The following is a 20,728-nucleotide window of genomic DNA, read 5'->3' as shown; positions in this document are numbered from 1 at the left end:
CAACCAGAAACAAAAAATCCCCGTCGAACGACAGGGAATTTATATGCGGTTTTAAGCAAGTTTTTATTGTTTGTGGAACAGACTATCCATTATTGTTTTTAAACCTTTAAAATTTGTCAAATAGAAATAAAAAATCCTCATCAAGAGGATAAGGATTTAATTAGTGTTCAGTGTTTTATTTTTTAGGATGAATTAAGGATTCTACATAATGACGGTGTATAATTCTTAATTTTTTTATTTCCATGCGCAATAATCTCACAAAGTCAGAACTGTTAGATTTGTTATGTTCTAAAAGTCTCGTGCTATGATATAGTCTATCTATAAAAAAGCGAATTGATTTGGCGTATTTAAGCTTTTTAGAATGATTGGTTTCATTTTCAGTTTCCACAATCTTTGGCACCAATCCTAAAGCATCCATCACTAATCTGTCTGCATAACGGTCTATTCGACTAGACGACCTGTGCATGGTAAGAATATCTTTGTCGTAGGTAATATAAGACGCAATATGTCTGGATAATTTAAAAATGTCTAGTGACTTTTGGTAAATTATCAGGTCTTTAATATTTGTATTACTGGAATGTGTCATTTTTAATAGCAATTGTTACAAAATTACGTACTAAAAACTAAAGTTGTATTTAATATTTAAAGTGAAAGCGTTAATTTTGTTTAATAATTAAATTTTAAATCTTAAAAACTTTAAGCATGCAAATTGATGCTGTGAATTGGAAGATTTTAGATTGTTTACAGCGTAATGCTAGACAATCGAATACAGAAATAGCTAAGGCTGTGGGGATTAGTTCACCAGCAGTGGCGGAGCGTATTCGTAAAATGGAAGATGCAGGAATTATAGAGGGATACCTTACAAAATTGTCATATTACGAAACGGGGCATCAATTAAAAACGATAATTACATTACGGGTTTTTATGGGACGTTTAAAGCCTTTTTTGGAAAAGGTTACAACCTTTAAAGAAGTGGTTAACTGTTATAGGGTAACAGGTAACGAAAACATTGTTATGGAGGTGGTTTTAAAGAATCAGAAGCATTTGGGTTTGTTTATAGACCAGTTAATAACCTATGGGGAAACTAAAACGCAGATCGTTTTGGCTAATGTGGTAGAAAATAATCCTTTAGTTAAGGAGACCACAATTAAGTAGATTTTCTTAGCTATTGTTGTATACGACGCCTTAAAAATTCAATAATTTATTTTAATTTTATACCTTGCGAGTCCCGAAAAGCGGGAATTAAAACAAACTAGAAACACTAATTTAAATTTCATGAAAAAAACAACTCTTAAAGATATTGCAAAAGCCTTAAATGTTTCAGTTTCAACAGTATCTAAAGCCCTTCATGATATTCCGGAAATTAGTGAAGAAACCAGGATTTTAATTCAAAATTACGCTAAAGAGAAAAATTATCGTCCAAATTATAACGCGTTAAGTTTAAAAAATAAAAGAACGCGTAGTATAGGGGTTATTATACCTAACATGTTAAATTACTTTTATGCACAGGTGTTAAAAGGAATAGAAACTGAAGCTGCAAAATCTGGTTATCGAATTATTACCTGTATCTCCGATGAATCTTATCAAAAGGAAGTCGAAATTATTGATATGCTTTCAACCGGAAGTATAGATGGGTTTTTATTGGCTATCTCTGAAGAAACGGAAAACAATAAGAAATTCGATCATTTTGAAAATACCATGAAGTATGGTTTTCCTATTGTAATGTTCGACAGAGTATCTGAAGCAGTAGAATGCGATAAGATTATTATAGACGATTTAAATGCAGCGGCGGACGCTGTTAGTTATCTTGTAAAGCAAGGATGTAAAAGAATTGCGTTTGTATCCCCTTTAAACAATTTGAGTGTTGGACAATTACGTTTTGAAGGTTATAAAAAAGGCTTGGAGAATAACGGAATGGCGTATAATGAAGATCTGGTAATTAATACCATTGAACCAGATTATAAATCTTATGAAGGTATGATTAAACCTTTATTTGATCAGGAATTTGATGGATTAATTTCAACAAACGAATCTTCAGCTATTTCGGCTATGAAATTAGCGCAGGGTAAAGGCCTGGAAATTCCCAAAGATCTTGCTGTAATTTCCTTTTCAAACGGAATCTTAGCACGTCATTCCAGTCCGAAATTAACCTGTGTTAGTCAGCATGGAGAAATAATGGGAGCAGCGGCCACTAAAAAACTTATTGATAAGTTAGAGGAACGTGAGAACTCCAATAGTTTTACTTCGGAAGTGATACCGACCGATATTGTGGTAAGAAATTCTACACGTTAAATTTCAGATTTTTTCCATAAGGATTTTCTTTTTTAAGGCCCATAAAATTAAAAGGCATACGAGCATCACCACGCTAATTAGGTACCAGGTGGTTTCATAGCCAAAAGCGTTAATCGTTTGCATGCCTGAGTTGTGCCCTATAATGTGAGCTATAGAGAAGGAAATACTGTATAAAGCCATGTATTCACCCTGATTTCCTTTTTCAGCGCGGCTAAGAGCGAAGGCATTCGAGAACGGGAAGGCTATCATTTCGCCTATAGTCATAAACAACATACCTGCGATTAAAATTCCGGTCCAAGAGGTAAAGTTTAGTATTATAAAGCTTATTAAGGTTAACAAGGCTCCAAATATTACCAGTCCCATTTTAGAATGTGTAGATTTTTCTAAAATTTTAACCAGAGGCATTTCAAGTAAAAAAATGGTTATTCCGTTTAGCCCCATCAATAGTCCTATTTGAAATTCCGATAAGTTATGTACTTCTTTATAGTATAATGGAATGGTGGAAAAATATTGTAAAAAGGCGACGCCAAACAATAACATGGCTAAAAGGAATATTAAATAAAGATAATCTGAATAGGCTGATTTTGGATTGTCAATTTTAATTTGATTAGTGACTTTCGCAATCTTGGGGTTAAGGACTTTTAGTAATAAAATTCCTGCTATAATACAGGTAATACCATCCACCCAGAACAGACCACCATAACTTACTGTACTAATAATTAAACCACCTAAAGCTGGCCCGGCTGAAAAGCCAAGATTTATGGCTAATCTTATTAAGGTTATAGATCTTACTTTGTTTTCTGGCTTACTATACGAGCTTAAAGCGACAAACATAGCCGGACGGAACATGTCGGCAACTAAAAGGAGTAAGAATATTCCGAAAATTAAACTTTCGAAGCTATTTAAATATTGAACGCCAATAAAGAGAAAACCAGAGCAGATTAAACTAAATACCATTATTTTATAGTAGCCTATCTTATCCGTTAATTTTCCTCCTATCCAGGACCCTACAACAGAACCTAATCCAAAGGCGCTCATTATCCATCCAACTTCCTTTAAACTAAAATCTAAATTTTTTGTCAGGTAAAGCGATAGGAATGGAACTACCATGGTTCCGGCTCTGTTAATTAGTGTAATTAATGCCAGCCACCACACCTCTCTGGAAAGTCCTTTAAATGTATTTATATATTGGTTTAATAATGCCTGCATTTGTATGTTTTAAAATAAAAAGGTCCAACATTGTTGTCGGACTTTAAAGTTAAATTCTGGTTTGGAATTTCTGACTTTGTATTATAATTGAAATGTTTATATTTTAAAACTAGATAAAAATATCCTAAGTTGTATTTTTGAAGCAAATAAATTATGGTCTATGAGATATTTTGTTGTGTTTTTAAGTGTTATGTTATGTTTTGCCTGTAAGGAAGATAAACGTCCTGTTTTAGGAGTAACAGCATTTCAAAGGGAAATGAATGCTACATTTAAAGATGCCTCAAAATCCCCATTAAAGAAGAATGACCGTGAAAATTTTAAAGGTTTAGATTTTTTTCCTGTAGATTCAAGTTTTAGCGTAACAGCTAAAGTGGAGCCTGTTGAAAATTCGGAATATTTCGATATGCCTACAACCGCAGGAGAGTTCAAGGCGCAACGTGTTTTTGGGATTTTGCATTTTAAAATTAATGAAGAGCCGTTTCAGCTTAAGGTGTACGAAAGTCTGGCTTTAAAAGATAAGGCAGGGTATGAGGATTATTTGTTTTTACCCTTTTTAGATTTAACCAATGGGGTGAGTACTTATGGAGGCGGTAGATATATGGAATTGCGAAGTAGTGACATAAATGAAGCTAATGAAATTCGTATCGATTTTAACAAAGCTTATAATCCATATTGTGCCTATAATGATACGTATTCATGCCCAATTGTACCAAGAGATAATTTTATTAATACCGAAATCCGTGCGGGAGTTAAGGCTTTTGCAAAACATTAAATTTTAAAGCATAAAGTTATATTTAAAGAAATTTAGTTTAGGATTTATCAATTAAGCACTTCTTGTATCCGAAGCTTTATTCTGTTTGATGTAAACTAAAAGCAGGTATGGAATCCTGATCTTTAATAGCCACGTATAATTCTGTAATCCAGTTTGCAGGATTTACAATCTGTTCAGGATTTGTAACATAAGTTTCCAGCATCGGACCATTTTCTACAGCTGTAAGATTTTCTGTTTTTAAATTGTCGAAAGTTGTGCCCCAGGCCTTATCCAGATATTTGTAATCCCCTTTAAGAGTGGTTTTAGTCGTTTTAAATGGCTCGAAAAAACCAGTTAATATATCTTCTTTTGAAGAAATAATCTGAGTGCTTGTTGGAATACAATACGAGAAAATAACAGCATTATTTATAGTATCCCATTTGTGGTAGTACACAAATGGAGCTCCGGCAGTTATAATGTTATTGGATTTTACATATGCATTGACCTCTGGAGCAATTTTTTCTATTATTTTATGAAAGCCAGTTGTTTTTCCCGATGCCGTTTTAAATAAATAATATCCACCGCTATGATGCGTAATACCTTGTAACGAGATGCTATAAGTTTGCATGCTTTTCTGAACTGCCGAATCCAGTTTGGTTAAGCTGGCTTCAAATTTCGAGTCCAGTTCCGATTCCGGGTTTCCAAAAAAAACATACATCGCTTTTTTCTTAAATGGAATAGTCTTGCTGGATAGAGTCCATGTAACTTGCGTACTTGTTTTGCTAACCGGATTTAATTCCCAATCCAGTTCAGATTCAGGATACTTTGGAAAACTTAAAGCCTGTTTTAGAGCATTAGGTTTGGTATGCGATATAGTGCTAATGTTTCCAATTTCATTATCATTTAACCAGGTATAAGTGTCAGAGTTTATAAGTGTATCCCCGGAATCTGTTTTTGGCCAGGGCGACCAGTCCTTCCAGGTGTTTAAGTCGTTAATATGGTCGTAAATAACCTCCTGAGGTGCTTCTATTATTCTTATTTTCGTTAGGAATAAATTATTGGGTTGCACAGCTATATATATGGATGAACCTATAAAACCAATAAGTAATAACAAGAGAAAATATTTGGCGAATTTCATATGTAATTAATTGTTAATACCAAAGGTAATCAATTTTAATTCAAAATTTTAAAGCTGTTAAAGCTGTTTTATAGCACTGAAGGCTATTAAAAAGATTAAATTGAAATGAATCATATGAACAGATTATAAGTAAATGGTTAATCTGTTTGTAGTCAAAAAAATAGAGAAGAGAAAGGTGTTTTTATAGTCTAAAAACTTTATTTTTAATTTTTAAAAATGAGTTTAATACTTACTATAAACAATAAAAAAGCAATAAAGCCAATTAAGACCCAAATGCTACCGTTATAATATTTTTTATGGATAGTAATGTCTTTTCTGTAGGTAAAAAACAGTACGATTACAAAGGCAATAAAAAAAATAACTCCAAAGATAATCTGACCGGTTGAAAACATATAGCAGTACTAATAAGGTAAAAATTGTGGCTTTAAATTTTAAATTCGCAATAAACTAAGGATAATTTACTTTATTTATTATGAATTTAATAACTGGGTAAAAATAAGTAAAAAAATAATAATTTAATAATATGAAAGATAAAATAGACGCTGTAAAGGAGTTTCATACAGCTTTTAAAATAGGGCATCGTGAAATTCCAAAAGCCGATTTGGGTAATGACAAAAATATACTGCGTTTTAATTTAATGAAGGAAGAAAACGAAGAATATCTGGAGGCAGCCAAAAATAACGATTTGGTAGAAGTAGCTGATGCCTTGGGGGATATGCTTTATATTTTATGCGGCACGATTATCGAACACGGTTTACAGCATAAAATTGAAGCTGTCTTCGAAGAGATTCAAAAAAGTAATATGAGTAAATTAGGTGATAATGGCGAACCTATTTACCGGGACGACGGTAAAGTGTTAAAAGGTCCAAACTATTTTAAACCTGATATTAAATCTATTTTAGGGTTATAAAAAAAAGCTGTCTATATAGACAGCTTTTTAGTTTTATATACTTTGTCTCCAACCATAAGGGTCTTCTGCCTTATTGTATTGGATGTTAAGTAGCTTTTCTTTGAATTGCGATGCAAACGAAGGATCCTGTTTAGGAATATCGAAGACTTCATCTTTATGAGCGAATGCACATATTGGACTTACTACCGCTGCTGTTCCCGATCCAAAAATTTCTTTAAGAGAACCATTTTTACTGGCTTCTTTTAATTCTGTAATCGTAATAGGTCTAACTTCTACTTTAATTCCTGAATCTTCAGCAATCTGAATAATACTTTTTCTGGTAATTCCGTCTAAAATTCTATCACTGGTAGGAGCAGTAATTAACGTGTCGTTAATTCTAAAAAACACGTTCATAGTTCCTGCCTCTTCCAGATACTGATGAGTGTCTGCATCTGTCCAGATAATTTGTTGGTAGCCTTCTTCGTTAGCCAATGCAGTAGGGTAAAACTGAGCAGCATAATTTCCTGCTGCTTTTGCATAACCAACACCTCCATTAGCCGATCTACTAAATTTCTCTGCTACCATAACTCTTACATCACCAGAATAATAAGATTGTGCTGGGGAACAAATAATCAGAAATTTATATTCTAAAGCAGGTGAAGCTGCTATGGCAGGTTCAGTAGCTATAACAAAAGGGCGAATGTATAACGAATTTCCAAAGCCAGGTTTAACCCAGGCTTCATCTAACTTTAAAAGGGTTTTTAAGCCGTCCATAAATACATCTTCCGGGAATTCCGGCATTGCCAAACGTTTGGCCGATTTGTTTATACGCCTAAGGTTTTCTTCTGGTCTAAATAACCAGACCTGATTATTATCGTCTTTATAAGCCTTCATGCCTTCAAATACAGCCTGTCCGTAATGCAACACGCGAGCAGACGGTTCCATGGTTAAAGGTCCGTAAGGCACAATTTTTGGCTCTTGCCAGGCGCCGTTTTTAAATTCACATTCAAACATGTGATCGGTAAATACTTTACCAAAAGACAAATTTTCAAAATCGACATCTTGTATCTTACTGGAATTTGCTTTTGTAATTTCAATAGTATTGGTCAAAATCTTAAAATTTACGAATTAAACGCTTATTATATAAGAGCTAAAAGTACTATAAAATTCTGAAAAAAATTATAATATACTTTATATTTATACGCTATTATTTTACGCCAAGGCGCTTAAAATCGTGTTCCATTTTGGAAACAATTTAGAACTCTAAACCTTAATTTTATTGTGAAACGGGAATATATAAAAACATCGGACGGGTCTTCAACGATATATGTGCCAGAACTGGATGAAACCTATCATTCCAGGCATGGCGCTATAAATGAGGCGTTGCATGTTTTTATTAAATCTGGACTTTTACATTTTAATTCTAAATCTACAAAACCTGAATCCTGTACCATTTTAGAAATTGGATTTGGTACTGGGCTTAATGCTTTTTTAACATGTCTTGAAGGGCCAAAGCTTAATTTTAAAATTCAATATGAAGGTGTAGAAGCATATCCGGTATTGCTGGAAGATTTAGAACATATTAATTTTTATTCATTGGTTGAATCCGGAGCGCATAAAGCCTTGTTTTATCAATTACATCTTGCCGAATGGGAGCATTATATTAATATTAATGAAAAATTCAGTTTAAAGAAAGTAGATAATACTTTTAATAAGATTAACTCTGAAAATCAATTCGATATTGTTTACTACGATGCTTTTGGCCCTCGAGTGCAACCGGAACTTTGGGAGGAAGCTATGTTTTTAAGTATGTATAAAGCTTTAAAACCAGGAGGCGTTTTAGTAACGTATTGTGCGCAAGGTAAAGCCAGAAGAGCGATGCAGTCAGTCGGTTTTAGTGTAGAACGTTTAGAAGGACCACCGGGAAAACGAGAAATGCTTAGGGCAACAAAACCAGAATAAAATAATGGAATCCATAACAATAGATCAAAATTTTAAGAATATAGATTATACCGTAACTGCTTTATCTATTGCCGAATACGACAGTTGTACTTTTGAATATTGCGATTTTTCCAATAGTAATTTATCCGGCATTGTGTTTACCGATTGTGAATTTTTGGAATGTAACTTAAGTAATGCTCAAATTAAGAATACGACGTTTAATGGAGTTCAGTTTTCAGATTGTAAATTGTTGGGACTTGCTTTTAAAAGCATCAGTACATTTTTATTAAATATAAATTTTACTTCCTGTAATTTACAAATGACTAGTTTTGATTTTTTAAAACTGAAAGGGATTCGTTTTGTATCCTGTGATCTTCAAAACGCAGTATTTAATGAAACAGATCTTAGTAAGGCTTTATTTGAGGATACGAATCTTTTACATACAGAATTTTCTCATGCCTTATTAATCCAGGCCGATTTTACAACTGCCTATAATTTTACCATAGACCCAGAAGCTAATCAAATTAAGGGTGCGAAATTTTCTAAAGAAGGTCTTGAAGGACTATTAGTAAAGTATAAACTTCAAATAAAATAGGTCATAAGTTAATAAGTATTAAAGTTTTGGTTTATTAGTGTTAAAGCTAACTTAATGAGCGCTGTAGGCGTAAAGGGATTTGGTATTTTTGTAGGAAATATTCTAGGATGAGTGTATTGATTACCGGAGCTACAGGTCTTTTAGGGAGTAAGATTGTGAAAGCGTGTCTTCGCAAAGATCTTGCTGTAAAGTACCTAACAACCAGTAAAGATAAAATTGAAAGGAAAGCGAATTATAAAGGCTATTACTGGAATCCGGATACACAGGATATTGATCTGGAATGTTTTGATGGCACCGAAGTAATAATTCACCTTGCAGGGGCTTCAGTTTCAAAGCGGTGGACTAAATCTTACAAAAAGGAAATTTTAGAAAGTCGTACGCAATCAACCAGGTTGTTGCATCGCAGTATAAAAAGCCTGCAGAGTCATAGTATTCATCAGTTTATTTCAGCCAGTGGAATTAATATTTATCCTGATTCGTTAACCAAGTATTACGAGGAAACCGAAAATGAACGAGATGATTCATTTTTGGCAGATGTGGTAAAAGCCTGGGAAGATGAAGTGGATGCGTTTTTCAGTTTAAATATTCCGGTAGCAAAAGTCCGAATAGGATTGGTTTTAGCTAAAGAAGGCGGAGCCTTTCCAGAGATAAAGCGGCCTATAGATTATGGAATGGGGGCAGTGATGGGCTGTGGTGAGCAATGGCAGTCCTGGATACATGTGGATGATGTGGTTCGTATTTTTCTTTATATTTTAAAATACAGGCTGGAAGGTGTTTATAATGCCGTAGCTCCTAACCCGGTGACGAATGCCGAATTAACCAAAACGATTGCTAAAGCTCTGGATAAACCTTTGTTGCTGCCACATGTGCCTAAAACCGTTATGAAACTGGCACTGGGAGAAATGCATAACTTACTATTTTCCAGTCAGCGGGTAAGCTCTAAAAAAATAGAAACTGAAGGCTTTTATTTTAAATATAATAACCTTCAGAATGCTTTGGATGATCTTTTAAATTAATCTATTTATTATTGTCTTTAGGTTTAATAATCATTCTAAATGATTGGTCTTTATAAATGTAATATCCAGTCCAGTCGTATAGCGCACGCATACGATTTCTAAAGTTAACCAAAGACATAATATGAACAAAAATCCATACAAACCAGGCAATAAAGCCTTTTAAAAAGAATTTCTGATTAGGCCCGTCAGTAACGGCTTTGTTTCTTCCAATAATAGCCATGGAACCTTTATCGGTATATTTAAAAGGTGTCCAGGTAGATTTTTCTTTGCATAAATTGCGTCCGAGATTATGAGCCTGTTGTATAGCTGCCTGAGCAAGTTGTGGGTGTCCGTCCGGATAATTTGTATCTCCCGAAACTAGTGCAGAATCTCCAATAGCAAATATGTTATCGTATCCTTCAACTAAGTTAAACGCATTCGTTTTTAAACGTTTTCCGCGACCATAATTTTCGGGAGTGAAACCGGCGAAAGTTCTGGCAGAAACTCCTGCTGCCCAAATAAGATTTCTTGATTGAATTTCAGTCCCGTCAGACAGATATACCACGTCATTAACGAAGTCTTTTACAAAAGTGTTCAACTTAATCTTTACCCCTAATTTTTCTAATTGTATATAGGTATAGCCCTGAGTTTTTTTAGACATGGCTGCCAACACAGCATCCTGACCATCGATTAAGAAAATGCCACCCAGATCGTTTTTAGAAAGTTCAGGATAATCTTTTTCAAGAATGTTTACCTGCATCTCTGCAAATATCCCAGAAAGCTCTACACCTGTAGGTCCAGCACCAGCAATAACGAAGGATAAAAGTTTTTTTCGCTGCTCTAAGTCATCTATTCTGGTAGCACGTTCCAGTCGGGTATAGATTAAATTTCTCAGCATTAATGCGTCAGAAATAGTTTTCATTGGCAAACTATGGTTTTCAATATTTTTGTTACCAAAAAAATTGGTTTCAGCCCCAGTAGCCATTACCAGATAATCATAATTCAGCTCACCATTACTTAAAATTATTTTATTTTCTGAAGGGATAACCTGCTGAAGTTCTCCTAATCTGAATTTTACATTTTTATTTCCTCGCAATATTTTCCTGAAGGGATAACTTATGGCCGAAGGCTCCATAAACCCTGAGGCCACCTGATATAATAGAGGCGGGAAGAAGTTATAATTGTTTAAATCTACTAATATAACCTGATACTGTTTGGCGTGTTTTAACTGTTTTATTAATTCTAAACCAGCAAATCCACCACCAACAATTACAACTGTTTGTTTGCGTTCCATTTTTTAGGGTTTTATCGAAAAGTAACATAAAGATAGCGCTCATTTTTTTCAATAAACCCCAAACAGTTCTTAAGATTTTTATAATATTTTTTTCTTTTTAAATTCAAACGTTTTCATTCATTTTTAGAGAAACTACAGTGGTTTTAAAACAAAAAATCCTATCAGTTTATGTGATAGGATTTTTAGTGTAAATGATAATTTTGTATCTAGTATAAAGCTTTAATTTTAGTAAGCTTGGTTTTCCAAAGCTTTAAATCGTCCTTATGCTTTTTAATATTGGAATGCACTTCTTTTACTAATGGGTTATCGTCTTCAACGTTGGTGAAGAATTGCAGGTTGTTTTCCAACTGATTAATTTCACCTTTAATTTCGTCGATTTTTTTCCTGATAAATGCACGTTCGTTATCGAGATATCTGGAATCTGAAGCATTATTTAATTCATCTATCTTATTATCGAATTTAATAAGCTCTGCTTCGTTTTTATTAATTTTTATACTTGAAAACAACTCGTCAAGCGCCTTATTAAATTTACCTTCAATATACCTTTTGTTGTTTGGAACTTTGCCTAAAGATTGCCATTCGGTTATACACGATTTAATAAGTTCCAGATCGGCTTCTTTTTCTCCCGAAAACTTAAGCGATTTTAGTTTTTCCAGAAGTTCGGTTTTGGCCTTGTAAGCTTCATTTTCTACTTTGTTTTCCGCATCTTTTTTCGAATGAATTTTGTCGAAATAAGCATTACATGCTGTTTTAAAACGTTTCCAGATTTTATCGCTGTCTTTTCTAGGGACGTGACCAATTTTTTTCCAGTCGCTTTGTATTTTTTTCATTAGCGGCGTTGTAACCTGGTAGTCTTCGCTGTCTTTATTGTCTTCGGCAATTTGAATAAGATCCAGCTTTTTCTGAAGATTGTCAAACTGTTCTTTCTTTAAGTTTTTGTAGAACACATTTTTCTTTCTGTTAAACGCTCTAACAGTTTCCTTAAATTTTTGCCAGGTAGCTTCATTTACTTTAAGAGGCACCTTTCCTGCACTAAAAAAGTCTTCTCTTAATTGTTCAACTTCTTTAATTTTTGATTGCCAGCCGTTATGCGATTTAGCTCCCTGTGTTGTAATAGCTTCTATCTTGGCTATAATGTCTTGCTTCTTTTCAAGGTTTTTCTCGTACACCTTATCTAACTGTTCATAATAAGCCTGTCGTTTATTATGAATAGTTTTTGTGGCAGCTTTAAATCTGTTCCAGATTTCTTCGCGATACTCTTTAGATACCGGACCTAATTCTTCTTTCCACATTTTGTGTAACACCTGTAATTCTCTAAACGAACGATTGGTGTCTTCGTCTTTTGCGAGTTCTTCGGCACGCTCAATAATTTTCAACTTCAATTCTAAATTGTGTTTAAAATCCAAGTCTCTTAAATCGCGATTTAAATGTAAGAAGTCATAGAAAATTTCTACATGATGGTGGTAGCTGTTCCAGGCATTATTGTATTTGTCTCTTGGTATAGGCCCCGCATTTCGCCATTGTTCCTGAAGGTCTTTAAAATGTTTATATGTTGTGTTAATGTTTTCTTCTACATTAATAAGACCTTTTATTTCCTCAATAATCTCAAGGCGTTTTTCAAGATTTGTTTTTAGATTACTCTCTATGTTTTTATAATGAGCATGCAGCTTATTGCGGTAGTCTTTGTAAGCATTTTTAAACCGTTTTTGAATGGGATTGGAATAATAGAAATCTATTTCGTTTCCTCCGTCGTTTAAAAAATCTTCTTTCTTCTCTTCTACAAGTGCATTGAATTTTGAGTTGAACTCCTCTTTAATACTGTTAACATGGTTTTTTATCGCCTGAACTTTTTCGTTGGCTAATAATTTTTCCAGTTCTATAGCCAAGGCCTCTAACGACATAGTATCGTATTCCTTAAATGGAATAGTGTGTCTGTCGTTGTTTCCTTCGTCTTCGGCATCTTCGGCATTCGAAGCTTCAATTTCTTCGAATACGACATCTTCATTTTTAATTGCTTCCAAAGGAGTAGCCGTGCGATTCTGATCCTGTCCGGTGTTGGCAGGTTCCAAGTTTGTTTTGTTTTCTTCGTTTCCGTCTACAGGTTGTAGGTTATCTTGCTCTGACATTTTAAAAAATGTTTAAGTTCATTAATATTTAGTTTCTAAAGATAATAACAAGTCTTATAATTACAAAGGCCTGGAATCTTTAAATATTTTATGTTTATTGCTTTATAAATTCCATATTCTCCAGGCTTCTTCTGCCTGAAATACCAGCATGTTTAAACCATTAACAGTTGTAGCCTGTCTGGTTTTACCGTGTTTTAGGAATTGGGTTTCTTCTGGGTTATAAATTAAATCGTAAAGAATATGGTCTTTGCCTATGCCGTCGTAAGGAATATTCGGGCAATCGGTAATATTTGGAAATGTGCCAACGGGCGAACAATTTACTATGATTTTATGCTCGGCGATAATTGTGTTATCCAGACTATCGTAACTTATAGTCTGGTTGTTTTTAGGGGTTCTTGAAACAAACTTATATTTTATTTTCAGTTTCTTTAATGCATAGGCAACCGCTTTACTCGCGCCACCTGTTCCTAAAATCAAAGCGGTTTTATGGTGCGATTTTATGAATGGTTCCAGTGATTTTTTAAAGCCGTAATAATCGGTGTTATAACCGGTAAGCTTGCCTTTTTTTGAAATTTTTATGGTGTTTACAGCCCCTATTTTAGCTGCTTTTTTATTGAGTTTTGATAGAAATGGAATGACCTGTTCTTTATAAGGGATGGTTACATTTAATCCTTTTAGTTGCGGGTGAGTTTGTAATATTGAAGGAAATTCTGAGATATCCTGAATATCGAAATTCTGATAGGATACATCTTCGATGTTTAAATCTTTAAATTTCTTATTAAAATACGCATTCGAGAAAGAGTAGGAGATGTTTCGTCCTACAAGACCTAATTTTTTCATTTCATTCGTCTGGTTTTTTGTCCGTATAATTCTAAAGCCAAAACAATAGCAATGCCTAATATAATAAAACCTATGGCAAATAAGGTTTCGGTGTTAAAATCGGGAATATATCTGGTATAGTTAGTTATAATTTTTGATCCGGTAGAATCCAGTACAAACTCGCCATTTGACAACGTTTTAAAAATTGTTTTTTTCCATGGCCACACAACTCCAAGAGAGCCAATAATAAATCCTATTATAGAGGCCATGGTTATGCTTTTGTAATGTTTTAAAATGTAGCTAAGTAAATGGGAAAAGGTTACTAATCCTGTAACCGAGCCTAAAGTGAATACACATAAAACTTTTAATAAATTAATCCGGGCAGGGTCGTGAATAAAACTAAAATCACCTCTTATAATATCCATAAAAGAATCCGATAGGGCATTTACAGAGTCAACTAAAAGAAGGACGTAATTCCCGATAAGCATCAATATAAAGGATCCTGAAAATCCGGGTAAAGTCATTCCGGAAACGCTAATAATGCCACAAAAAAACACAAACCATAAATTGTCATTTTCTGTAGCAGGCTCTAAAAAACTAATACTGATACCTAAAATAGACCCTATAATTATGGCAGTATATGTTTTATAATTCCAGTCTTTAAATTCTTTGCTGATATAAAAAATAGAGCCTATAATCATACCAAAAAACACACTCCAGACATAGAGTTCGTAATTTTCAATAAGATAATCTAAAATTTTTGAAACACTGAAATAGCTGATAATCATCCCCAGAAAAAGGAGTCCGAGAAACTTTCCGTTTACATATTGGTAAAAGCTTTTAAATCTTCCGTTTATTAAAAGTTTAAAGGCTTTACCATTTATTTTCTGAAGCGAATAAATAAATTCTTCATAGAATCCGGAAACGAACGCTACCACACCACCAGAAACACCAGGCACCTTATTTGCTGCTCCCATTCCTAATCCTTTCAGGACCAGAAAAATCTTATCTGATAATGTGCGGGTACTTTCCATTAGCTGTCCTGATTGCCTAATTTTTCTAGAATAAAAATGGTTAAAAATCCAATAACCATTAAAACTATTGCGGGTAAAATCTGAGCATTTACATAGTTTAAATCAGCATAAGTTGTTGGCCAGGAGCTTGATTCGCTCACAACTTTATATACTTCTGATAGGTTCTGCTTTTTTTCGAAAATAGATAAGGTTCCTAAGTCAGAAACGTCTGAAAAAGGTAAAACACGTCCGCTATCCTTTTCCAGTACAGTTTGGGTCAATTTCCAGGGCCAGACTTTATTTAAGGACCCGAATATAAATCCGGTAAGCAAAGCTAAAGTCGTATTGTGATAGTTTTTGAATAACCATTTTAAAAGGTGGCTAAAGCTGAGTAGTCCTATTAAAGCACCTGATGCAAACAAAACTATTTTCTTAAAATCAAAATCGTGAAGTGCATCACTTAGTGTTTTATAAGCACCTAAGATAACGAGTATAAAAGAACCTGAAATTCCTGGTAAAATCATGGCACAAATGGCCAGAGCTCCGGCAAAAAATAAAAACCAGGTAGAGTTACTACCGTTTAGCGAGGGTAGGGTTGTAATGTAAAAAGCGATAACAGCTCCCAGAATAAGACTAACTATTGTGGCTAGATTCCATTTTTGAATTTGTTTACCAACGAAATAAATACTGGCAATAATAAGACCAAAGAAAAATGACCATATTAAAACAGGCTGATGCTCTAATAAATATTTAGCCAGACGCATAAAGCTTACAAAGCTTATAATAATTCCTGTAAGAAGAGCTAATAAAAAATTGCCATTTAGCTGTGTCCAAAATGCACTGAATCCGTTTTTAAAAAGGGTTTGAAACAGGGATTTGTTAATGTTGCTTATAGTCGCAATTAGCTCTTCATAAATCCCAGAAATAAAAGCTATAGTTCCTCCGGAAACGCCGGGTACTGCATCTGCAGCTCCCATGGCCAGGCCTTTTAAAGATATTATAAAATAATCTTTTAACTGTCGTTGCATTAGTTGGTTTTAATTTTAAAACCAAAGGTATGAATTTTAGGTTGACAGTGTATTATTCTTTAGGGTTTAGTACTTTTTTTACAAAAGTGGATTTATAGGTCTCAGGAAATAGTTCTTCAATGATGAAAATATAATCCGGATTATAGATTAAAGCATTTTTAAGGTGAAATGTAGCCTTTTCCTGTTCGTTTTCGACATGATAGAGACCTGCTAATCTAAATTCTATTTCGGCATTTTCCGGATAGAATTCAATTGCCTGCAACAAGTTGTAAATTGCAGCTTCCTGTTCTCCGATTTTTATTAAGATATCACATCGGGTTAACCAGGTATTTAATTCGTAATTTCCTAATTCCAGTGTTTTTTTAAAGCCTTGTTCTGCCGCTTCCAAGAAGCCTAATCTGTGATTAATCTGTCCGTATAATTTCCAGTATTTTACATTTTCACTATCAATATTAATAGCTTTATTTATGTAATGCAACGCTTTTTGATAATTGCGTTGTTTAATGTAAAACTTGGTTATGGCCACCCAGCCTTTATCTAATAAAGGATCCTCGTGAACGGTTTTATAGAAGTACTGAACCGCTAAGTCGTGGTTTCCTAATTTTTCGTGACAATGGCCAATTCTTAACAAGGCGAATGATGTTGGATCTTCTAAAGATAAGGATGTGGAATAACTTTCTATAGCCTCATTGAAACGCTTTAATTTTTCAAGAACTTTCCCTTTTTCTATATAAGCCCCAACAAAAGTATCGTCAGAAATTATAGCAAAATCAAAAGCGGCAACTGCTTTTTTATAGTTTTTTAGAGCATAATATTGTTTGCCTAACTGATGCCAGGCAACTTCGCTATACGGGTTTTTGTCTAAGTAAATGTTTAGATATTCAATCGCTTCTTCGTGCTGCTCCAGAAATTCGAAACAATACACCATATTATAAAGCGCGGAATAATCGTCTAAATCAGCTTCAAGGCATTTTATGAAATTGTATTTTGCGTCTTCAAATTTGTCGAGAAACAGGTATTCCATCCCGATAAGGGAATATAAATCGGCTACATCGTCATCAGATAATTCAATAGCCTTTTTTAACAGGTCTATAGCGTCCTCGTGCTGATCTCTTTTAGAAAGTATATTGGCCTTTTGGATATAAATTTCCTCGTTATTAGGTTCAAGAATATATAAGTCATTAAGTAAGGCGTCGGCTTCTTCAAGTTTGTTTTCAAAAACAAAAACCTCAACTCTGAATAATTTTAAATTAGTGGAGGAAGGATGCTGGTCTAAACCTAATTTAATGGCTTTTTTCGCGAGTGCTATCTTGCCTAAGTCTAGATAGTAGTGAATAATGTTTTCGAATTCTTCAGAATCAAAAAATAAAACATTATTGGTTTTAAGCATCGATTCAAATTTGGTAAGAGGTAATTCGTTGTTGTTAGGTCTGAACTCCATAGGCGCATTTATATGGTTTCTAATACCATTAAATTTAGCGTTCTAATCCTTTTATTTTTGGTTGAAAAACTAAATGTTTTTAACAAAGTAATCAACAGTTAAACTAAAATGGGATTAAAATGCTATATATTTTTGTGATTTCTAGTTGTTTATGCGGTTTAAAATATCAAGAATAATGCCACAACCAATTTTTATTTCTTCTTTTGAAATGGTTAAAGGAGGTGTTATCCTAATAGCTCTGGGTTCGAAAAGTAACCAAAACGATATAAGGCCTTGGTTTTGAGCTTCTAAGATGACCTGGTTGGTAATGTCTGCACTTGGAGTTAAGGCAGCGAGCATCAGGCCTTTACCTCGTATTTCTGTAATTAAAGGATGCACCAGTAATTCGCGGAATAATTGTTCTTTTTCTAAAGTTTCCTGCATTAATGGCGTAAGGGTTATTTCCTTTAAGGTGGCCAAAGCGGCAGCAGCAATGACAGGGTGACCGCCAAACGTGGTGATATGACCCATTTTTGGGTTTTCTTTTAAATGTGACATAAGGGCTGTAGATGTGGTAAATGCACCAATAGGCATGCCGCCACCAAGACCTTTGCCCATAACTACAATGTCAGGCGTACAATTATAATTTTCAAATCCAAAAAGCTTTCCTGTTCTACCAATACCTGGCTGAATTTCGTCCAGGATTAATAAAGCGCCTACAGCGTCACATTTCGCTTTTACTTTTTTTAAATAGTTGTTTTTAGGTTCTAAAAATCCGGCACCTCCTTGTATGGTTTCCAATATTACAGCGGCTGTTTTAGAGGTGATTTCCTGTAAATCGTCTTCGTTGTTAAATTGAATAAATTTTGTTCCGGGTACTAGAGGTCTGTAAGCCTGTTTGCGTTCTTCGAATCCCATCACACTCATCGACCCCATTGTATTTCCATGGTAAGCGTGATTTGCAGCAATAATTTCCGAGCGACCAGTAGCACGTTTCGCTAGTTTAAGAGCGCCCTCTATAGCTTCGGTCCCGGAATTGGTTAAATAGGTTTGCTCCAGAGGTTCCGGAGTATGGTCGGCAATAAATTTAGCGAGTTCAACCGCGGGTTGCTGTATATATTCTCCATAAACCATAACATGCATATAGCGATCCAGTTGGTCTTTTATTGCAGTAACAACTTTAGGATGGCAGTGCCCCAGAGAACAGGCAGAAACGCCTGCAACAAAGTCGAGATAGGCTTTATTGTCTGTGTCAAAAATATAAGAACCTTTAGCATGAGAAATTTCCATAGCCAGTGGGTATGGAGAGGTTTGTGCCTGATATTTAAAGAAATCGGATTTCATTAATTTAAAGTGTCTTTTGGTTTTAATGGCTTCTGCGGAACCCCGGCTTTTAACTGTTTCGAGATGGAATCTTGATTTTGTAATGGTAAATGTCTGGAGGCTTTAGACGGTTTCTGAATATTCTTTGCCTTATTTTGTTCTTCAGCTTTTTCGGCACGCTCTCGCAGAGAGGTATCAAAAAAATCTGTTTGCGGCACGTAAGGATCCAGACCTTTTATTACAGGTAGGTTTAAAGGGGGATCGTCTTTAAATAAATCGTCAACACTTCTGGGGCGTTCGTCTTCGCGCCAATCGAATCCTCTTAATTTTTTTGCGTTTTGCGGATATTTCGACTCCGGGAATAGTGTGCCGTCTACCTGATTAATTTTTCGAAGTTCTACAATTTCGTTGCCATCGAAAAACATAGAAATATTGGCTGATTTTGATTTTTCTATTCCTATTAATTCCTGTTTGTCGTTTCTGGCATAGTATATCGATTCGGCATTTTTAATGATATCCACCTGTTTTAATTTGTTTTGTTCGTTAAACAAACCATATAATTTTTGTCCTGTAATCTGGTTGTAGTCATCTCCTACAGTGTCTTTACTTATAATAAAGGCATTGTTAAAAACGATTAAGGAATCCAGTTTTTCGGTTTTATTATTGGACTTTAATAAAATCGTATCTCCTGTCATTTGGTTGTCGTAATTCCAGATAATGGGCCTGCGTTTTACGGCGAAATTGTCTTTGGGTGCCAGGCGCCCTAAGTTTATAAGTTGGGTTAAACCTGTTTGTTGATCCATATGGATAGAGTCTGCTTTTCCACTCATATCAGATTTGTACATTTTTACATTTCTAAAGGCTCTGGTTATACGGTGTTCCGGTTTACCGGTTACCATTAAAGTGTCGCCGTGTACATATAGCGAGTCCCGTTCCTGAACGGTGATGGCCAGAGCACGTTTCGTAATAAAAACCGAATCTTTTTCACGATATACTTCTGCGTAATGTCCTCGAATAACACTGTTGTTAAGCGTATCTGTGACTTTAATGTTGTTTGTAGCCGAGGCAAAACTGGTATTTCGATTAAAATATAAACTATCGCCTTCAACCACACGGTTATCATAATCTATACGCGAATTCTTTATAAAATATCCCGTATCATTCTGAGTGTCGTAGAAGCCACGTTCACAATATATTTTAGATGTTTCTCCGGTTATAGTACTAGGTCCGTACATATAGGCCAGAGCATTTTGTGTATAATAATCCAGTTGTTCCGTGTTAAGAATGTATTCAGGATTTACCAGATTAACATTGCTTACAAACTGATATTTTTTTTCGTTCATATAGTAACGACCAATTCTGCTGGTAATAGTGCCGGAAGAGTCGCGAACAACTTTACCTCCTGTTTTATAAAAAGCCTGTTGCTTGGCACGGTCGAAAAATAAAGTATCGGTAGTTAAAACCGAACTGGGTTCTGTTAATATCACATCGCCACTGGCAAATGCTAATTTGGTTTTACCGCTATATTCTACATATTTGGCATTCATATTAATAGTATCTCCCTGCTTCATTTTTACATGACCGTAGGCTTCTATAAAATCTTCATTACCGTAGTGTATGGCTTGATCGCACCACATGTTAACGCCTTCATGTACAATATGAATCTGTCCGGAATCGTCTCGAGTTAATACTTTCGCTCCGGGATATTTCGCTTCATCGAAGGTTAAAAATCCGGAGTATTCTATTTGAATTCGTTTTTGACTCTGTTGTTGCGCTTTAACAGCCTGAGAGCTTAATACGAAGAAGCTTAAAAATATAAATAAAAACTGTGCTGTTTTCAAATTAAAAATTTTGTAACAAAAATAAGCATATATATGATTTGCCAAGCCCATTAT

At 34.5% G+C, this 20,728-nt stretch carries 19 protein-coding genes; 7 read left to right on the top strand and 12 right to left on the bottom strand.

All coding sequences use genetic code 11. The annotated features are described in order from the left end of the window. Nucleotides 1-175: 175 nt before the first annotated feature. Nucleotides 176-586, bottom strand: coding sequence for a hypothetical protein (locus I3217_RS05770; protein WP_435048798.1), 411 nt, complete (start codon nucleotides 584-586; stop codon nucleotides 176-178). A 116-nt stretch (nucleotides 587-702) separates the two neighbouring features. Here I3217_RS05770 and I3217_RS05765 point away from each other — a divergent pair, with 116 nt between their 5' ends. Next, nucleotides 703-1,155, top strand: a complete 453-nt coding sequence (locus I3217_RS05765; RefSeq protein ID WP_435048797.1) for an Lrp/AsnC family transcriptional regulator — start codon at nucleotides 703-705, stop codon at nucleotides 1,153-1,155. Between the two features lie 120 nt (nucleotides 1,156-1,275). Further along, entirely contained in the window at nucleotides 1,276-2,292 is a 1,017-nt protein-coding gene (locus I3217_RS05760; protein WP_435048796.1) for a LacI family DNA-binding transcriptional regulator, read from the top strand. Between the two features lie 3 nt (nucleotides 2,293-2,295). Here I3217_RS05760 and I3217_RS05755 read toward each other — a convergent pair whose 3' ends face one another. Next, nucleotides 2,296-3,501, bottom strand: coding sequence for an MDR family MFS transporter (locus I3217_RS05755; RefSeq protein ID WP_435048795.1), 1,206 nt, complete (start codon nucleotides 3,499-3,501; stop codon nucleotides 2,296-2,298). Between the two features lie 160 nt (nucleotides 3,502-3,661). Here I3217_RS05755 and I3217_RS05750 point away from each other — a divergent pair, with 160 nt between their 5' ends. Beyond that, nucleotides 3,662-4,273 (top strand): DUF1684 domain-containing protein, encoded by a 612-nt coding sequence (locus I3217_RS05750; protein WP_435048794.1) that lies wholly within the window; start codon nucleotides 3,662-3,664, stop codon nucleotides 4,271-4,273. A gap of 76 nt (nucleotides 4,274-4,349) precedes the next feature. On the opposite strand, the gene I3217_RS05745 is transcribed toward I3217_RS05750, so the two are convergent. Continuing rightward, a complete protein-coding gene (locus I3217_RS05745) occupies nucleotides 4,350-5,390 on the bottom strand; it encodes a GyrI-like domain-containing protein (protein ID WP_435048793.1) in 1,041 nt (346 codons plus the stop codon). A 523-nt stretch (nucleotides 5,391-5,913) separates the two neighbouring features. On the opposite strand from I3217_RS05745, the gene I3217_RS05740 reads away from it, so the two are divergent. Then, nucleotides 5,914-6,300, top strand: coding sequence for a hypothetical protein (locus tag I3217_RS05740; protein WP_435048792.1), 387 nt, complete (start codon nucleotides 5,914-5,916; stop codon nucleotides 6,298-6,300). A 33-nt stretch (nucleotides 6,301-6,333) separates the two neighbouring features. On the opposite strand, the gene I3217_RS05735 is transcribed toward I3217_RS05740, so the two are convergent. Further along, nucleotides 6,334-7,389: a branched-chain amino acid aminotransferase gene (locus I3217_RS05735; protein ID WP_435048791.1), complete on the bottom strand. Its 1,056-nt coding sequence runs from the start codon at nucleotides 7,387-7,389 to the stop codon at nucleotides 6,334-6,336. Between the two features lie 171 nt (nucleotides 7,390-7,560). Between I3217_RS05735 and mnmD the strand changes: the two genes are divergently transcribed. The 3 genes from mnmD (at nucleotide 7,561) to I3217_RS05720 (ending at nucleotide 9,831) form a co-directional block, all read left to right on the top strand. Further along, nucleotides 7,561-8,241 carry a tRNA (5-methylaminomethyl-2-thiouridine)(34)-methyltransferase MnmD gene (gene mnmD / locus I3217_RS05730; RefSeq protein WP_435048790.1) on the top strand — a complete coding sequence of 227 codons (681 nt, stop codon included), beginning with the start codon at nucleotides 7,561-7,563 and terminating at the stop codon, nucleotides 8,239-8,241. A gap of 4 nt (nucleotides 8,242-8,245) precedes the next feature. Continuing rightward, nucleotides 8,246-8,815, top strand: coding sequence for a pentapeptide repeat-containing protein (locus tag I3217_RS05725; protein ID WP_435048789.1), 570 nt, complete (start codon nucleotides 8,246-8,248; stop codon nucleotides 8,813-8,815). 107 nt (nucleotides 8,816-8,922) lie between these two features. Further along, nucleotides 8,923-9,831, top strand: a complete 909-nt coding sequence (locus I3217_RS05720; RefSeq protein WP_435048788.1) for a TIGR01777 family oxidoreductase — start codon at nucleotides 8,923-8,925, stop codon at nucleotides 9,829-9,831. Nucleotide 9,832: 1 nt separating this feature from the next. Here the strand turns inward: I3217_RS05720 and I3217_RS05715 are convergent, their stop codons facing one another. From I3217_RS05715 to I3217_RS05680, 8 genes are all read right to left on the bottom strand, one after another. Further along, nucleotides 9,833-11,104: an NAD(P)/FAD-dependent oxidoreductase gene (locus I3217_RS05715; protein ID WP_435048787.1), complete on the bottom strand. Its 1,272-nt coding sequence runs from the start codon at nucleotides 11,102-11,104 to the stop codon at nucleotides 9,833-9,835. Nucleotides 11,105-11,310: 206 nt separating this feature from the next. Continuing rightward, nucleotides 11,311-13,230, bottom strand: a complete 1,920-nt coding sequence (locus I3217_RS05710; protein ID WP_435048786.1) for a DUF349 domain-containing protein — start codon at nucleotides 13,228-13,230, stop codon at nucleotides 11,311-11,313. Nucleotides 13,231-13,332: 102 nt separating this feature from the next. Next, nucleotides 13,333-14,070, bottom strand: coding sequence for a shikimate dehydrogenase family protein (locus tag I3217_RS05705; protein ID WP_435048785.1), 738 nt, complete (start codon nucleotides 14,068-14,070; stop codon nucleotides 13,333-13,335). Continuing rightward, a complete protein-coding gene (locus I3217_RS05700; RefSeq protein WP_435048784.1) occupies nucleotides 14,067-15,083 on the bottom strand; it encodes a DUF368 domain-containing protein in 1,017 nt (338 codons plus the stop codon). The genes I3217_RS05705 and I3217_RS05700 overlap by 4 nt, the downstream gene beginning before the upstream one ends. Continuing rightward, on the bottom strand, nucleotides 15,083-16,090 hold the full coding sequence (locus I3217_RS05695) for a DUF368 domain-containing protein (RefSeq protein WP_435048783.1): 1,008 nt from the start codon (nucleotides 16,088-16,090) through the stop codon (nucleotides 15,083-15,085). Before I3217_RS05695 ends, I3217_RS05700 begins: the two co-directional genes overlap by 1 nt. Nucleotides 16,091-16,142: 52 nt before the next feature. Continuing rightward, a complete protein-coding gene (locus I3217_RS05690; RefSeq protein ID WP_435048782.1) occupies nucleotides 16,143-17,531 on the bottom strand; it encodes a tetratricopeptide repeat protein in 1,389 nt (462 codons plus the stop codon). A 141-nt stretch (nucleotides 17,532-17,672) separates the two neighbouring features. Continuing rightward, a complete protein-coding gene (locus I3217_RS05685; protein WP_435048781.1) occupies nucleotides 17,673-18,854 on the bottom strand; it encodes an aspartate aminotransferase family protein in 1,182 nt (393 codons plus the stop codon). Continuing rightward, nucleotides 18,854-20,674 carry an OstA-like protein gene (locus I3217_RS05680; protein ID WP_435048780.1) on the bottom strand — a complete coding sequence of 607 codons (1,821 nt, stop codon included), beginning with the start codon at nucleotides 20,672-20,674 and terminating at the stop codon, nucleotides 18,854-18,856. Before I3217_RS05680 ends, I3217_RS05685 begins: the two co-directional genes overlap by 1 nt. Between the last annotated feature and the right edge of the window lie 54 nt (nucleotides 20,675-20,728).

The sequence above is a fragment of the Formosa sp. S-31 genome (genome assembly GCF_051172795.1).
GTDB lineage: Bacteria > Bacteroidota > Bacteroidia > Flavobacteriales > Flavobacteriaceae > Formosa.
The sequence above is the reverse complement of the archived record's forward strand: the minus strand, read 5'-3'. Positions and strand labels throughout refer to the sequence as shown.

What these genes read in the sequence shown, in the direction of transcription:
- I3217_RS05765 (WP_435048797.1), top strand. Translation starts at nt 703, where the DNA reads ATGCAAATTGATGCTGTGAATTGGAAGATTTTAGATTGTTTACAGCGT.
- I3217_RS05725 (WP_435048789.1), top strand. Translation starts at nt 8,246, where the DNA reads ATGGAATCCATAACAATAGATCAAAATTTTAAGAATATAGATTATACC.
- I3217_RS05690 (WP_435048782.1), bottom strand. Translation starts at nt 17,531, where the DNA reads ATGGAGTTCAGACCTAACAACAACGAATTACCTCTTACCAAATTTGAA.
- I3217_RS05745 (WP_435048793.1), bottom strand. Translation starts at nt 5,390, where the DNA reads ATGAAATTCGCCAAATATTTTCTCTTGTTATTACTTATTGGTTTTATA.
- I3217_RS05720 (WP_435048788.1), top strand. Translation starts at nt 8,923, where the DNA reads ATGAGTGTATTGATTACCGGAGCTACAGGTCTTTTAGGGAGTAAGATT.
- I3217_RS05770 (WP_435048798.1), bottom strand. Translation starts at nt 586, where the DNA reads ATGACACATTCCAGTAATACAAATATTAAAGACCTGATAATTTACCAA.
- I3217_RS05755 (WP_435048795.1), bottom strand. Translation starts at nt 3,501, where the DNA reads ATGCAGGCATTATTAAACCAATATATAAATACATTTAAAGGACTTTCC.
- I3217_RS05750 (WP_435048794.1), top strand. Translation starts at nt 3,662, where the DNA reads ATGAGATATTTTGTTGTGTTTTTAAGTGTTATGTTATGTTTTGCCTGT.
- I3217_RS05710 (WP_435048786.1), bottom strand. Translation starts at nt 13,230, where the DNA reads ATGTCAGAGCAAGATAACCTACAACCTGTAGACGGAAACGAAGAAAAC.
- I3217_RS05760 (WP_435048796.1), top strand. Translation starts at nt 1,276, where the DNA reads ATGAAAAAAACAACTCTTAAAGATATTGCAAAAGCCTTAAATGTTTCA.
- I3217_RS05695 (WP_435048783.1), bottom strand. Translation starts at nt 16,090, where the DNA reads ATGCAACGACAGTTAAAAGATTATTTTATAATATCTTTAAAAGGCCTG.
- I3217_RS05705 (WP_435048785.1), bottom strand. Translation starts at nt 14,070, where the DNA reads ATGAAAAAATTAGGTCTTGTAGGACGAAACATCTCCTACTCTTTCTCG.
- I3217_RS05700 (WP_435048784.1), bottom strand. Translation starts at nt 15,083, where the DNA reads ATGGAAAGTACCCGCACATTATCAGATAAGATTTTTCTGGTCCTGAAA.
- I3217_RS05715 (WP_435048787.1), bottom strand. Translation starts at nt 11,104, where the DNA reads ATGGAACGCAAACAAACAGTTGTAATTGTTGGTGGTGGATTTGCTGGT.
- I3217_RS05740 (WP_435048792.1), top strand. Translation starts at nt 5,914, where the DNA reads ATGAAAGATAAAATAGACGCTGTAAAGGAGTTTCATACAGCTTTTAAA.
- I3217_RS05685 (WP_435048781.1), bottom strand. Translation starts at nt 18,854, where the DNA reads ATGAAATCCGATTTCTTTAAATATCAGGCACAAACCTCTCCATACCCA.